The 13,925-nt window shown below is 40.1% G+C and carries 14 protein-coding genes and 2 tRNA genes; 7 read left to right on the top strand and 9 right to left on the bottom strand.

The features are described 5' to 3' along the window. Positions 1–111: 111 nt before the first annotated feature. The gene (locus DNJ75_RS06380) at positions 112–708 is read left to right on the top strand and encodes a transglycosylase SLT domain-containing protein (RefSeq protein WP_117002387.1); all 597 of its coding nucleotides are present in this window, start codon (positions 112–114) and stop codon (positions 706–708) included. A 24-nt stretch (positions 709–732) separates the two neighbouring features. Here DNJ75_RS06380 and DNJ75_RS06375 read toward each other — a convergent pair whose 3' ends face one another. From DNJ75_RS06375 to DNJ75_RS06355, 5 genes are read right to left on the bottom strand one after another with little or no spacing between them, the layout of a single operon-like run. Beyond that, positions 733–1,770, bottom strand: coding sequence for a hypothetical protein (locus DNJ75_RS06375; protein WP_117002385.1), 1,038 nt, complete (start codon positions 1,768–1,770; stop codon positions 733–735). 25 nt (positions 1,771–1,795) lie between these two features. Then, positions 1,796–4,033, bottom strand: a complete 2,238-nt coding sequence (gene parC / locus DNJ75_RS06370; RefSeq protein WP_117002382.1) for a DNA topoisomerase IV subunit A — start codon at positions 4,031–4,033, stop codon at positions 1,796–1,798. Positions 4,034–4,093: 60 nt separating this feature from the next. Beyond that, on the bottom strand, positions 4,094–4,795 hold the full coding sequence (gene recO, locus DNJ75_RS06365) for a DNA repair protein RecO (protein ID WP_117002378.1): 702 nt from the start codon (positions 4,793–4,795) through the stop codon (positions 4,094–4,096). Then, positions 4,792–5,127, bottom strand: coding sequence for a hypothetical protein (locus tag DNJ75_RS06360; protein WP_150469032.1), 336 nt, complete (start codon positions 5,125–5,127; stop codon positions 4,792–4,794). The genes recO and DNJ75_RS06360 overlap by 4 nt, the downstream gene beginning before the upstream one ends. Positions 5,128–5,131: 4 nt before the next feature. After that, a complete protein-coding gene (locus DNJ75_RS06355; RefSeq protein WP_117002461.1) occupies positions 5,132–6,301 on the bottom strand; it encodes an IscS subfamily cysteine desulfurase in 1,170 nt (389 codons plus the stop codon). Between the two features lie 621 nt (positions 6,302–6,922). Here DNJ75_RS06355 and DNJ75_RS06350 point away from each other — a divergent pair. Genes DNJ75_RS06350 through DNJ75_RS06340 form a run of 3 tightly spaced genes read left to right on the top strand, consistent with a single transcriptional unit; the run spans position 6,923 to position 8,837 of the window. Then, a complete protein-coding gene (locus DNJ75_RS06350) occupies positions 6,923–7,279 on the top strand; it encodes an HvfA family oxazolone/thioamide-modified RiPP metallophore (RefSeq protein WP_117002373.1) in 357 nt (118 codons plus the stop codon). Positions 7,280–7,299: 20 nt separating this feature from the next. Next, positions 7,300–8,130: an HvfB family MNIO-type RiPP peptide maturase gene (locus tag DNJ75_RS06345; protein WP_117002371.1), complete on the top strand. Its 831-nt coding sequence runs from the start codon at positions 7,300–7,302 to the stop codon at positions 8,128–8,130. Next, positions 8,127–8,837 (top strand): HvfC family RiPP maturation protein, encoded by a 711-nt coding sequence (locus tag DNJ75_RS06340; RefSeq protein ID WP_117002368.1) that lies wholly within the window; start codon positions 8,127–8,129, stop codon positions 8,835–8,837. Before DNJ75_RS06345 ends, DNJ75_RS06340 begins: the two co-directional genes overlap by 4 nt. A 4-nt stretch (positions 8,838–8,841) precedes the next feature. On the opposite strand, the gene DNJ75_RS15720 is transcribed toward DNJ75_RS06340, so the two are convergent. Continuing rightward, complete coding sequence (locus tag DNJ75_RS15720; RefSeq protein WP_117002459.1) at positions 8,842–9,261, bottom strand: type IV pilin protein; 420 nt, start codon at positions 9,259–9,261, stop codon at positions 8,842–8,844. Between the two features lie 141 nt (positions 9,262–9,402). On the opposite strand from DNJ75_RS15720, the gene DNJ75_RS06330 reads away from it, so the two are divergent. The 3 genes from DNJ75_RS06330 to rpoH all read left to right on the top strand — a co-directional run bounded on the left by DNJ75_RS06330 (position 9,403) and on the right by rpoH (position 10,627). Next, positions 9,403–9,478 (top strand) — tRNA-Ala (locus DNJ75_RS06330). Positions 9,479–9,503: 25 nt separating this feature from the next. After that, positions 9,504–9,579, top strand: a tRNA-Glu gene (locus DNJ75_RS06325). Between the two features lie 172 nt (positions 9,580–9,751). Further along, positions 9,752–10,627, top strand: coding sequence for an RNA polymerase sigma factor RpoH (gene rpoH, locus DNJ75_RS06320; protein ID WP_117002365.1), 876 nt, complete (start codon positions 9,752–9,754; stop codon positions 10,625–10,627). Position 10,628: 1 nt separating this feature from the next. Here the strand turns inward: rpoH and DNJ75_RS06315 are convergent, their stop codons facing one another. From DNJ75_RS06315 to proC, 3 genes are all read right to left on the bottom strand, one after another. Further along, positions 10,629–12,041 (bottom strand): DHA2 family efflux MFS transporter permease subunit, encoded by a 1,413-nt coding sequence (locus DNJ75_RS06315; RefSeq protein ID WP_150469031.1) that lies wholly within the window; start codon positions 12,039–12,041, stop codon positions 10,629–10,631. Between the two features lie 284 nt (positions 12,042–12,325). Continuing rightward, on the bottom strand, positions 12,326–12,889 hold the full coding sequence (locus tag DNJ75_RS06310; protein WP_117002359.1) for a YggT family protein: 564 nt from the start codon (positions 12,887–12,889) through the stop codon (positions 12,326–12,328). After that, entirely contained in the window at positions 12,886–13,746 is an 861-nt protein-coding gene (gene proC, locus DNJ75_RS06305) for a pyrroline-5-carboxylate reductase (protein WP_117002356.1), read from the bottom strand. The genes DNJ75_RS06310 and proC overlap by 4 nt, the downstream gene beginning before the upstream one ends. Positions 13,747–13,925: the final 179 nt, after the last annotated feature.

Here is a 13,925-nt window from a genome sequence, read left to right as displayed (position 1 = left end):
TACTGTATTGCGCGTCCACTTGGAATAAAAAGTTGTTGAAAATAGTTCGCGTTCGCTCAAAAATCCGTTAGGCTGTGCCTCAATGTTACGAAAAAATCGCTACTTGATTTAATGAAATTTGATTTTAAGTTTTTAGCTATTTTAGCTGTCTTACCACTTGCCGGTTGTATTACCGCACCACCGAACAACCCTAATAACGCTTGCTCAATCGCACAGCAATACCCTGATTGGTATTACGACTCTTTAGACTCCTATAAAAAATGGGGGGTGCCTATCAGTGTCCAATGGGCATTTATTCGTAAAGAATCAAGCTTTATTGCCGATGCGCAAACACCGATGCAGTATGTATTAGGGTTTATCCCAACCGGACGCCAATCAACGGCTTATGGTTATGCTCAAGCGCTTGATGGCACATGGGAGGAATATCAAAAAGAAACCGGAAACTCATGGGCAAGTCGCACGAACTTCGCTGACTCTGTTGACTTTATCGGTTGGTATGCCAATCGTGCGCAACGCATTGCTGGGATTTCCAAGGACAACGCTTATCAGCTATATTTAGCCTATAACCAAGGTGTTTATGGCTATATGAAAAAAAGCTATCGTAATAATCAATTTTTAATGAAATACGCACGTGAAACTCAAGATATGGCGTATCGCTATGCGTATCAACTTAGACGTTGCAATATTCCATCGCAAAGTTGGTGGTAACAACTTAGACTATTTTGATATGATTTAAGATGATCCAAGAGCTTCATTTTTAATATTCGACTGACAGTTTCTAATAAACTCTGGGTCATTATATAAATAATTATTTAAACATGTGCCTATTTTATTATGATGACCTTTATCATATCCAAATGCTCTAACACAATAGTCTTTCTGCACTGAAGTTAGCACCCGAGTGTAATCTATACCCATGTATTTTTGCTGACTATTAATAATTGCATCAACATACATCACTCGCATATTTCTCTCATTAATTGCGTTTTTAAACAGTGGCAACTCAGTTGCACAATAACTTACGACCAAAATCAATATGGAATATAATATTACCTGTATAATTTTCTTGACTACAGCATAAAGCAATATCCATATTTTCCTTTTTATTAAACTAGCTTTAAGATACTTTTTATAGAGTGCATATGCATATACATAAAAGCTAGACATAGATAACAGCACTGTAATTGTTCCTAATAACAAAAACACCCATGGTGCATTAGTAACCACTCCAACATCATGAATATGATTATCAAACAAGTAATTAACTTTGACGCCTATTGATTGGTAATAAACAACCCAAATATATGTACCTGTTACCATTAGTATAAAAATTACTGTATGAAAAATGGTTATGCGAAAAACATACATCAAAACATAAGGCAAATTTGAAAAATATCGAAGATAGTAAGCAATTAGTCTCTTCATACTAGATTTTTCTGAGAAGGAGTCAAATTGAAGGCTATATTTACACCAAGTTATCATAGTATAAATAACTATTAGTAAACAAGTAAGCAAACTTGTAAAAATCAGCAAATCATATACCAACCAAAACATATTGAAGGCTTTTACGTATGGCAAACTCCCAAACTTAGGAAATATCAGATTAAGAGTATACAATGCCGCAGGGAAAAAAACACATCCCCAAAAAACAATAAAAACTATCGACTTTATCGCATCCTGCTTTACTGTTACATCAACGCCTCTCCCATACTTGAAACCTATACACGCTGTGTAAAACGTCCGTAAAGCCTTCCTAATATTTTCTTCCATACTTCCACCCAATATTATCTAAAGCCTATGTAATAGTAATATCATCAACATTCTGAAAGCCACGTGGTAAGATTTTGCCACGTGAGGCGCGTTTACCTTGATACTCATTAAGATCGCTAAAGCTTAAACGCATATGGCGTTTACCTGAGTAGATTACTAAGCTTTGTCCATTAGTAATGGCGCTAACAAATTTAAGCTCCTCACCTGTGGCTAGCGAGCTTGGCATATTCAAAAGGCGATTGCCCTTACCTTTTGCCAAACTTGGCAGCTCACCTCTATCAACAGCGAGCAGGCGCCCTTGATTAGAAATGGCAACAATCAAGCTATGCTCATCATCATGCGCGTTGGCCGGTGGCACCATCTTGTCACTGCCTAATGTAATGACCTGTTTTCCTGAGCGGTTCTTACTAATTAGATCATCGACATTTGCTAAAAAGGCATTGCCGGCACTTGAGGCTAAAACAAACTGATCTTCTGAAGTCACAAATGTTAGTGCAACAATATGCTCGTTTTGCTCAAGCTTCAAATGTCCTGTAATCGGTTCACCTTGACCTCTTGCTGAAGGCAAATCAGCACTTAATAAACTATAAGCCTTACCGAAACTTGAGAAGAACAAACAATGCTGATTACTCTTACCCATACTTGAGGCAAAATAACTGTCCCCCGTTTTGTAGCTTAACCCTTCAACATTAACATCATGCCCCTTGGCAACACGCACCCAGCCTTGCTTTGATAAGACAACGGTAACACTTTCAACCGGTTGTAAATCCGCTTCTTTTAACGCTTTAGCTTCAGGGCGTACCACAAGGGCTGATTTTCTTTGATCACCATGTTTTTGTTGTGCGGCTTTGAGCTCTTTTTTGATGAGGTTTTTTAACTTGGTTGGATTCTCCAAATAACCCATAATCTCATCACGTTCTTTTTCAAGCTCATGCTTTTCCTTTTTGATTGCCATTTCTTCTAGCTTGGCTAAATTGCGTAAACGCAGATTAAGCACGGCTTCAGCTTGTGTATCGGTGAGATCAAAACGCTTTTTTAATTCCTGTTTAGGATCATCTTCATAACGAATAATAGCAATGACTTCGTCAATATTTAAAAACGCAATCAAAAAGCCATCTAAAATATGCAAACGCTCTAAGATTTTATCCAAACGAAATTCCAGGCGCTTAGTCGTGACCTCCGTTCTAAATTGCAGCCACTCTACAAGTACTTCCATCAGTGATTTTACTTGTGGCTTACCATTTAGACCAATCATGTTTAAATTAACACGATAGCTTTTTTCAAGATCGGTTGTCGCAAATAAATGACTCATCAAAAGATTGGTATCGACACGATTTGAGCGTGGTACTAATACGATTCTCACCGGATCACTGTGATCAGACTCATCACGTATGTCACTAAGCCATGAGATTTTTTTACTGTTCATTTGAGCAGCAATCTGCTCAATTACCTTGGCACTTGAGACCTGATGTGGTACGCGAGTAATAACGATATTACCGTCTTCCGTATGAAATACCGCACGCAGACGAATGCTGCCAGTCCCTGTCTCGTAAATCTTTTTACGTTCTTCAAAAGGAGTAATAACCTCAGCCCCGCCTGGATAATCAGGTCCAGGAATATGCGTCATTAAACCATCTAAATCATGATCTTTACCTGTTAAAAGATATAAACAACCTTCAACGACTTCCGTAAGATTATGTGATGGGATATCCGTTGACATCCCTACAGCAATCCCCATGCTGCCATTTAATAGTACATTCGGCACTTGCGCTGGCAACATCTTTGGCTCTTGTAGTGTGCCGTCAAAATTTGGCTGCCAATCAACTGTGCCAAGCTTTAACTCATTTAATAACACTTCAGCATATTTGGATAATCGCGACTCGGTATAGCGCATTGCCGCAAATGATTTAGGATCATCTGGCGAGCCCCAGTTACCTTGCCCATCAATTAGAGGATAGCGATACGAGAAATCCTGCGCCATCAGCACCATTGCTTCATAACAGGCACTATCACCATGTGGATGATACTTACCCAACACATCACCGACAGTACGCGCTGACTTCTTATGCTTACTTAATGCCGATAAGCCGATCTCGCTCATCGCATAAATAATTCGCCGCTGCACGGGCTTTAAACCATCACCGATATGCGGCAATGCGCGATCGAGAATTACATACATCGAGTAATTCAAATATGCCTGACGACTAAAGGCGCTAATCGTCTGCTTTTCATTATCTTCAAAAGAAAGGCTTAATTGATCCATACGTTAAAAAATTAAGACGTTAAACTCGTCACATCATAGCAAATGATCACCTAAGCGTCATCAAGCATTTTGGTTTCGTAAATAACTTATTAACAACTCACGGGTTTTAAGTGCTCTGCCTTGCAGACAGGCATTTAAATTAATACGTATGAGTTTTTGCAGTACTTGCAGCGTATCATTATCCCAACTGGACACTGGCTGTTGCAATTGTTTGATATATTTGCCACTAATACCACTTTCAGCGGTTGTTTGATAAAAGGCGGACAACGGCGCCATTGCATAGTAATGATCTTCATTCATCATTTTATGCTGTTCATCATAATCCACCTGAAAACCATAACCTAAGCTTTCTAATAATTGAAGCTCAAAATACCGTAACAATTTCGTAATATCATCGCTAACCAATTCCTGTACTACCAATAGATAACTATCAAAGAGTGCTGCATCGTGATGATCATGTGGCAAGAGCCAATACAAGACTTCATTCAAATACATACGTGCCAATTGTGATAAATAACTTCCCATGCTAAAGCTTTTCTCACACTCGGCAAAGCAAATATTTGCTAAGCTTTCCGCTGCAGGCATGATCTTTATATCAACATTCAACAAACTAAATGGCTGATAAATGCCATGACTCTTTTTGTTCGTCCGCGCAATTGCATTCAACTTACCATGGTCTTTTAACCATAATGTTAATAACAGTGATGATTCTTTGTACTTACGACTGTGTAACACAACCGCCCTATCTATTGTGCTCATCATAACTGCTCAATCAACTGCAAAATCACTAAGGCATCTTGACGTTTGTGCGTTGGTAAATCAAACATCTGTTGCAGCTTAGCAATATCGATATCAGCAAAAGTAGCAAGTGCTGCCTTATCTTTATCTTGCAATTGCATTACTAACCATTTTGTCATTGCCAATAAATACGGGCTACCAATCGCTTGAAAATAGTAATTAGTTTGATCACTATAAATGAAAACTTGCTGCCCCAACTCCCCTGCATGCGCAATAGTTTGAACACATGAAGGATTATATTGGCAATCTTTCAATGTAATTGCTTGAAGCAGATCTAAAATTTTCTCACTCATCATGGTACTATTGACCTTGCCATAGTGGCGATAAAGCACGCAATTTAGTGACCACATCAACGATTGCCGCAATGGCAATATCGATATCTTCTGTAGTCGTATAACGACCAAATGAAAAACGTAAACTGGCATGCGCCTGTTGTTGCGTTAAACCAATGGCACTTAATACAAATGATGGCTCAACACTGGCTGAATTACATGCCGAACCCATCGACACTGCCAGTTGATAAAGCATTGCCACTAATGACTCGCCATCAACGCCTTTAAAGGTAATATTAACAATTCCGGCATAACTATTATCTAGCGGGGTATTAATGATTAACTCAGGCAATATATTTATCCCCTGTAAAAATTGATCGCGCAATTCATATACATGCTTATTTAATTCATTTTGCTTTGAAGACATTAACTCACAGGCGCTACCTAACCCTACGATTTGATGTGTTGCCAACGTACCTGAACGAAATCCTTGCTCATGCCCTCCGCCATGAATCGATGGTGTGAGTTTTACTTTAGGCTTTCTTCTGACATATAACGCACCAATGCCTTTTGGTCCATAGATCTTATGTGCTGATATTGACAAAAGATCAATGTGCATTGCTTTTACATCAATGTTGATTTTGCCAACACCTTGCGCGGCATCAACATGAAATAAGATCTTACGCTCACGGCATAAGCTGCCAATTTCTGCCAAAGGATACATCGTGCCTAATTCGTTATTAACTGCCATGATTGAAACTAAAATCGTCTCTTTGGTTAATGCATTTTTGATTTGCGCTAATGAGATTTGACCTTTAGCATCAGGCTTAAGATAAGTTACCTGATAACCTTTTGTTTCAAGGTATGCACAAGTATCAATCACCGCTTTGTGCTCAATCATTGAAGTAACAATATGCTTACTACGAGATCCATATGCATCTGCCACACCTTTTATCGCCAAATTATCCGACTCTGTCGCACCTGAGGTAAAAACAATTTCACGCGCTTCAGCATTAATAAGATGAGCAACTTGTAATCGGGCATTATCGACGGCTTCTTTTGCCTGCCAACCATAATCATGGGTATTTGATGCTGGATTACCAAAGGCATTGTCAATACTTAGATATTTGAGCATCTGTGCCACCACCTCATCAGCAACCGGTGTTGTTGAGGCATAATCAAGATATATTTGTTTCATAACCAGAATATATTTATAAACATTAGCGTCATTACTGGCACATAGTTTATACCCATCACAAACCATTTTACAGAATTTCTTGCTTTGCACTTCCCACACCATTACCAAGTTGAATTTTGGTAATAGCGAATGCGTTAAGAAACAATGAAAAGTTTCATTGTTTTAGCAAATGAGCGCCCAAAGACTCTGTTAAGGGCAGCTATTACCTGCAACCCAACTTGTCAAAACCCTCGCGAATTGCTTTGCAACTAAACACCGCAAAATGATTTACGATGGGTATATACCGATCACAGACCAGAGCAATGCCAAAAGAAAAATTTTATTTGCAATCCACCTCGTGCATTTTTAATTATTTTCGATATGCTAATGTTTAACCGAAGTTACGCACTTTAGAAAAACTATGATTTTATAAACACCCCGTCAGCCTGCGGCTGCCACCCCTCTTGCAGAGGGGAATTGGGCGACGGTGATTTTAATTCCCCTCTGCAAGAGGGGTGCTGAGCTTGCGAGGCGGGGTGTTGAAATAGAAAAAGTTCGTAACTCCAATGTTTAACAAAACTTGGATGTCGTTATAAGACGCACTAAGAAGGATTTTAAACCCACAACAAGGAGAACAACTCTATGAAAGCTACAAAATCATTAATCATCGCTTCAGCTTTAGCATTTGGCATGTCAACACACGCCTTTGCTGATAGTAACTTTCAAAGCAATGATATGAATAACGGTTATGCCAATGGTCAAAATGGACAAAGCAGCCAAGTGACTGATGCAAACAGTACAAATAATGATAAATCGAGTGACATGAAATGTGGTGCTGGCAGCTGCGGCAGTGACCACGCTACGGATAAATCACAAGATGGTAAATGTGGCGCAAGTTCATGTGGTGCTTCATCTGATAAAAGCAGTGATATGAAATGCGGCGCTGGCAGCTGTGGCAGTGACGATGATAGCGGCGACAATGATAATGGCGACCAATAAACAATAACAAGGACAAACGCATGCTAGATCACCAAGCCATAGGACTTGGACTGCGTCAGGAGTTTTTTGACGCGCTATTGCAAAACCCTCATGGGGTTGATTTTATTGAAGTAGCCCCTGAGAACTGGATTGGCATAGGTGGTCGTCGCGCGCACTTACTTAAAAAATATCGTGAACAATTCCCCATCGTACTGCATGGATTAAGCTTATCGATTGGTGGGACAGAACCTTTAAATATTGATTTTATCAAACGCATTAAAGCCTTTATGCGTGAGCATCAGATTACGATATACAGTGAACACTTAAGCTATTGCTCAGATCAGCAAGGCTACTTATATGACTTGTTACCCTTACCTTTTAGTGAAGAGATGGTTAAGCACGTCACTACACGTATCGAGCAAGTCCAAGATATTCTAGAATGCCCATTGATTCTAGAAAACGCTTCCTATTATGCAGCCCCAGGGCAAATACTCAGTGAAATTGATTTTATTCAAGCAGTTGTTTCTGAATCCGGTTGCCGACTACTGTTAGATGTGAATAATGTTTATGTCAACAGCGTGAATCACAGTTATGACCCACAGCAATTTATCAAGCAACTACCCAGTGACGAAATCCACTATATTCACGTTGCCGGTCATTGGCAGAAATCCCCACAACTCATTATCGACACCCATGGTGAAGATGTGATCGATCCGGTGTGGCAGCTTCTTTGTTACTGCTACCAAACACATGGCTTCTTTCCAACCTTGCTTGAACGGGATTTTAACCTACCACCTTTGGCAAGTTTAAAAACAGAGCTTGAAACCATTGCCCAAATTCAGCAACAGGTTTATTCAAAGGAGTCCGTATGAGCTATAAGATACTGACAGATTTTACCTGTAACTTACGCCAGCAAAATGCAGCTAAAGATATTCCTAATATCAATCATGAACAAATGGAGATTTATCAAAATCTTATTTACAACAACATCAATAACACTTTAAAGCGTGCATTTCCTGTCAGTGTTAGCATTTTATCAAAGGAGCAATGGCGCATATTAACCCTAGGATTTCTTGCCCACTACGAAAGTAAAAGCCCTTATTTTTATGACCTACCTAAGCAGTTTGTTGAATATATCAACACCCTAGAGGAATTACCTTGGTCTTTTTTGCATGAGCTTATGCATTACGAGTGGGTTGAACTAGATATTGAGCTATCCGTTGAGAGTGAACGTAACCCAGACTCTCATGCTCAGTACATGACGAATAACAGCACCCGCGTACTTGTCTATCGCTATCCAGTACACCGGATATCTAAAGACTTCACTCCCGAAAAACCACCACTGAATCCAACTTTTCTTGTAGTTTATCGCAACAGCAGCTTTAAAGTATTGTTTATGGAAGTAAATCTGTTAAGTGCGCATTTATTAGAGCTATTGATGATAGACCCCCAAAGTATTGATCAAGCAATTACGACTGCCGCGCGCAATTTATCGCTACCTGTAAGTGAGGACTTATTGCAAAATGGCAGAGCACTCTGTCAGTCATATATTGACAAGAATATTCTTATCCCAATTTAACTCATCACTCCCAGCAGGCAATTGGAGTGCGTGTAATTGCGCCACCATTGGCGACTAGCGTTAAATTAGGACAATCACCACTATCTGCTGTTTGTGATCCAGTTGGTGTTGCAATAACTGTATAACCACTGCTTGTAACACCTGTTAAGCTCATATCATAAAAACCTCTTGTTGAGGTCGTTCCTGACCACACATTAGTAAGCGTTGCTGTGTAAGTGCCTGAGCTTAACGCCCATGCTTCTTCATTCATTGCAATTAGATTGATTGAGCTTACTGCATCGGCTCGATGCGCCTTTAGCACGTAATTGCTATACATCGGAATGGCGATTGCCGCTAACACGGCAATCACTGCCACGACGATTAATAATTCTATCAATGAGAAACCTTGTGTTTTAGCATTCCTGTTTATTTTTTTAAGAGACATTTTTATACTCGCTATCCATGTTTATGCACCTAGTATAGAAGACTTTCACACAGCAGCCGACAAAAAACTCAAATTTTAAGAATATTTAAATCTAGCGCTTGACAGCCTTTTAAAACCTCCCTAGAATGCAGCTTCAGTTTCGGGGCTATAGCTCAGCTGGGAGAGCGCTTGCATGGCATGCAAGAGGTCAGCGGTTCGATCCCGCTTAGCTCCACCAGTAAACTGATATGACACAAGTTTGTGTCCCCATCGTCTAGAGGCCTAGGACACCGCCCTTTCACGGCGGTAACAGGGGTTCGAATCCCCTTGGGGACGCCATCATTAAAACCGCGTTAAGCGGTTTTTTTGTTTCTAAAGTTAAACATTTTCACGCTTAAAACATCTTCAGCAATGCTATATACCCATTATCAATCGCTTTGCGGTGTTTAATGGTTTGTGATGGGTATATATATGCTATACTTTGCAGCATTATGAACAACACGAGCAGCATATGGGTAAAGAACTCGTTCCTAAAAAAAACACCTTACCAATACCAGCACTTTCTGATACGGATGGCTTAGATAGCTACATCCGCTTTGCCAGCAGTATCCCGATGCTTTCCGAAGAAGAAGAAAAAGAACTAGCGCATCGCTTACGCCAACAAAATGATATTGATGCGGCACAAAAGCTGATTCTTTCACACTTGCGCTTTGTCGTTAAAGTCGCACGTGGATTTTCGGGTTATGGTTTACCAATTACTGATTTGATTCAGGAAGGTAATATCGGCTTAATGAAAGCAGTACGACGCTTTGATCCTGATGTCGGTGTGCGTCTTGTTTCCTTTGCTGTGCATTGGGTTAAAGCCGAAATGCATGACTATATTTTGAAAAACTGGCGTATTGTTAAAATCGCGACGACCAAGGCGCAACGCAAACTGTTTTTTAATTTGAGAAGTAGCAAAGAACGCTTGGGTTGGTTTAGTGATGAAGAAATCCAAAGTGTCGCTAAAGAGCTAGGTGTTAAGCCTGAAACCGTCCTTGAAATGGAGAAACGCATGAATGCCTATGATATGGCATTTGATGCACCGGTTGAAGAATCAGATGATGAGTCAAGTTTTCATCCGGCTTTATATCTTGAAGATCAATCAAGAAACCCCGAGCAGACAGCTGTTGAAGATGACTATGAGGAAAAAGTTCAAGGTAAATTACAAGAAGCCATTGACAAGCTTGATGCACGCAGTAAAGACATCATCTTATCCCGCTGGTTTGCTGAAGATAAACTCACCCTTCATGATTTAGCAGCAAAGCATGATGTATCCGCCGAGCGCATTCGCCAAATTGAAGAACTGGCTATGGATAAGCTCAAACGCGCTGTTACGCGCATCTGAATCACTTCGCTATTGTCAGCTCCGCCATGCCATCGGCTTTAGTTAGGCTAAGACTTATGATTAACGCACCTAACCAAAGTACCAGCATCGCATAAAAGCTGTAGTGATATACCTCAGCACTTGGACTAAAAAGTGATAAATTAAACACACTTAACATACTGCTTAAAACAATCGCTGTTAATGCCACACCCATCGATGCCGCAAATTGACGAATTGTGAGATCAATTGACGTTGCATTAGCTGCTTGATCCGCATTGAGATCCATATAGGTTAATGCGCCAATGGCTGAACCGATCAAAATCGTACTCGAGCCATACAAAAACTCAACAATCACAATATAAATAACCGAGCTATGCTGCTCAATCTGCGCAATACCCACAAGCCAGATCATTGCCAAAATCAGATTTACCTGCAAAACAGCTTTAAAGCCAAAGCGCGAAATAATACGATTGGCAAACCCTCTAAAGGTCAAATAACCCACTGCAATCGGTAAAGTCAGAAGTCCCGAGGTTGCCGCATCAAAACCAAAACCTTCTTGATACATCAAAGGCAGCAATAGTGAAACACCTGCTGTTAATGCAAATGATATGGCGTTCATTGACACAGCTGTTTTGAATGTTTTGACTTTAAAAACAATCAAATCAAGTACTGGATTAACCTTCTTCAAACAATGCACCACCAGTATCAGCAATAACACGATGCCGATCACAATACTTGTATAAACAACACCCTTACTGACAATATCATAATGCCCAATCATCTCGACCCCGAAGGTGACAATTACCAAAGCAAAACCAGCAATCAAAAACCCAACAATATCAAAGCGCTTTAGCGTCTTAGCAACATGCTGCTGAATATAAATAAATCCCGCGATCAACGCCAAACAACCAATTGGCAGATTAATAAAGAAGATCCAGTGCCAACTTAGACTATCGCATATTATCCCACCGACAAAAGGACCCAATACATAACCGAGCATCGCAGGCGTGAAGATAACCCCTTGCACCTTGATCAGCTCTTTGCGTGAGAATAATCGCAAGATAATAATCCGTGCCACAGGCGTCATAAAGGCGCCACCGACACCTTGTAAAAAGCGACAAAGCGTTAACATTACCACCGAGTTTGATACCCCGCAAGCAAGTGATGACAAAGTGAAAACTATGACCGCAAATAAAAATACTCTCTTTGTGCCAAAGCGATCCGTACACCAACCACTAATCGGAATAAAGATGGCAAGACTGATATAATAACTTGCTACCGCAAATTTAAGCAAAATCGGGCTTATACCAAAATCCCTGGCAATGCTAGGAATAGCGGTATTAATAATAGTGAGATCTAGAAATTCCATAAAAATCACCACCGCAACAATAAGTGGTACTATCCGACGAATCGCCACCATCGATGAATCTGACACTTCACTACCCTCTCCAACATAAAACCCGCGTTAAGTCTATGCGAATACTATGCCTGTATCAAATGAAATTCATACCCATCACAAACCATTTTATAGAATTTCTTGCGTTGCATTTCACGCGCTTTTACACAGTTGAATTTTAGCAATAGTCCTAGCTATTACCTGCAATCCAACTTTGCAAAACCCCTGCAAACTGCTTTGCAACTAAACACCGCAAAATGATTTACAATGGGTATCATCACCCCAAGCTTTAAATTTTTCTGCGTTTATAAAGCAAAAGCCCGCTACATCCCAAAAATAGATGATATAAATATCTGTAAGCAAATAAGCACAAGCAACACTAGCATTGGTGAGAAATCCATGCCACTTTGTGTTGGCGGGATAACTCTGCGTGCTTTTCTAAGCAATGGTTCGGTCAACTGATGCAATGCCATTAAAGCTGGATTATATGAGCCTTGCGCGAACCAGCTAGCAATCGAGCGAATAAAGATCAAGATAATATACATCCAGATCACCGTTAGAATAAGCTTTATCACTGCAACAAACCAAATAATGCCCCATGGGATATAAAAGCTTTTTGAGCTTAGCATTTGTATTAAAATAATTTGCAACAATAGCACAACGTACGACAAAACAAGGGCTGCAAAATCCAAACCAAAAAAGCCAGGAATAATGCGACGCAATGGTTTTAACAAGGGGTTAGTGACACGCATAATCAACTGACAAAACGGGTTATAAAAATCAGCCTTTACCCATTGTAAAAAAAACCTAAGCAGTACCGCATAAGCAAATAAGCTAAAGATAATCTCTATTAAGAAAAGTCCAACATTATTAACGGCATTAATCATACTTTATCCTTTTGTTCATCATGTGTTAACGCATTACCAAACTGGCTTGCCAATTCTTGTGAGCGTGAGAGATTATCTTTGATCGCTTTTGCAATACTCTCTTTAAAACCTGTTTCTGAAAAGGCTTTTAATGCTGCAGCAGTCACTCCTCCTTTTGAGGTGACATTTTGACGCAAGTGTGACAAAGTTTGGGTGCTCTCTAGTGCCATTTTGCTTGCACCAAAGGCGGTTTGCGTCACGAGCAATGCCGCTTGTTTTTCACTTAATCCTAGTGATACTGCCACATCAATCATGTGCTCCATCATCAAGAAAAAATACGCAGGTCCTGAGCCTGAAATCGCGGTTGTGACATCGATTAAACTCTCATGATCAACCCATGTAATAACACCAACCTTACGCATAATTTGCTCAGCCATTTCTTTTTGCTGACGCGAGACATATTCATTAGCAAAGAGCGCGCTCGCTCCGCAACCAATAAGACTTGGCGTATTTGGCATAGCGCGCACAATCGCATAGTCACCGACAAGCCAATGCGCAATTTGTGCCAAGGTAATACCCGCTGCAATCGAGATAAACAACGGTTTATTCTGCTTATGTAATGCCGTTTTAACCGTAAACATCAACTCCTTTAATGACTGTGGTTTAACGCATAGCATAATAATATCGGCATTTTTCACTGCATCCTCAACACGTTGTGTTGTCTTAACACGAAACAACTGATTAAGCATATCCAATTTTTCTTGGTTGCGATCAACCACCGTAATTGATTGACCAGAAACACCATCACTAACCAACCCCGCGATAATACTTCTTGCCATATTACCGCCACCTAAAAAGCAAATTTGAGCATTAACCATTATTAAATCCTTTTTCTTATTTCTTTTACATCTTTTTAAACTTTATTAATTATTGGCATCTACACTTTTTCTACTTCAACACCCCGCCTCGCAAGCTCGGCACCCCTCTTGCAAATAGGGGAATATAAAATCATCCTTGCCTAATTCCCCTCTTTACAAGAGGGGTGGCAGCCGTAGGC

It is taken from the genome of Cysteiniphilum litorale (genome assembly GCF_003428165.1).
Classification (GTDB): Bacteria; Pseudomonadota; Gammaproteobacteria; order Francisellales; family Francisellaceae; genus Caedibacter; species Caedibacter litoralis.
This window is presented reverse-complemented; position numbering and strand designations above follow the sequence as displayed.

What these genes read in the sequence shown, in the direction of transcription:
- DNJ75_RS06375 (WP_117002385.1), bottom strand. Translation starts at nt 1,770, where the DNA reads ATGGAAGAAAATATTAGGAAGGCTTTACGGACGTTTTACACAGCGTGT.
- proC (WP_117002356.1), bottom strand. Translation starts at nt 13,746, where the DNA reads ATGGTTAATGCTCAAATTTGCTTTTTAGGTGGCGGTAATATGGCAAGA.
- DNJ75_RS06340 (WP_117002368.1), top strand. Translation starts at nt 8,127, where the DNA reads ATGAGCTATAAGATACTGACAGATTTTACCTGTAACTTACGCCAGCAA.
- recO (WP_117002378.1), bottom strand. Translation starts at nt 4,795, where the DNA reads ATGATGAGCACAATAGATAGGGCGGTTGTGTTACACAGTCGTAAGTAC.
- DNJ75_RS06350 (WP_117002373.1), top strand. Translation starts at nt 6,923, where the DNA reads ATGAAAGCTACAAAATCATTAATCATCGCTTCAGCTTTAGCATTTGGC.
- DNJ75_RS06380 (WP_117002387.1), top strand. Translation starts at nt 112, where the DNA reads ATGAAATTTGATTTTAAGTTTTTAGCTATTTTAGCTGTCTTACCACTT.
- parC (WP_117002382.1), bottom strand. Translation starts at nt 4,033, where the DNA reads ATGGATCAATTAAGCCTTTCTTTTGAAGATAATGAAAAGCAGACGATT.
- DNJ75_RS06360 (WP_150469032.1), bottom strand. Translation starts at nt 5,127, where the DNA reads ATGATGAGTGAGAAAATTTTAGATCTGCTTCAAGCAATTACATTGAAA.
- rpoH (WP_117002365.1), top strand. Translation starts at nt 9,752, where the DNA reads ATGGGTAAAGAACTCGTTCCTAAAAAAAACACCTTACCAATACCAGCA.
- DNJ75_RS06345 (WP_117002371.1), top strand. Translation starts at nt 7,300, where the DNA reads ATGCTAGATCACCAAGCCATAGGACTTGGACTGCGTCAGGAGTTTTTT.
- DNJ75_RS15720 (WP_117002459.1), bottom strand. Translation starts at nt 9,261, where the DNA reads ATGTCTCTTAAAAAAATAAACAGGAATGCTAAAACACAAGGTTTCTCA.
- DNJ75_RS06355 (WP_117002461.1), bottom strand. Translation starts at nt 6,301, where the DNA reads ATGAAACAAATATATCTTGATTATGCCTCAACAACACCGGTTGCTGAT.
- DNJ75_RS06310 (WP_117002359.1), bottom strand. Translation starts at nt 12,889, where the DNA reads ATGATTAATGCCGTTAATAATGTTGGACTTTTCTTAATAGAGATTATC.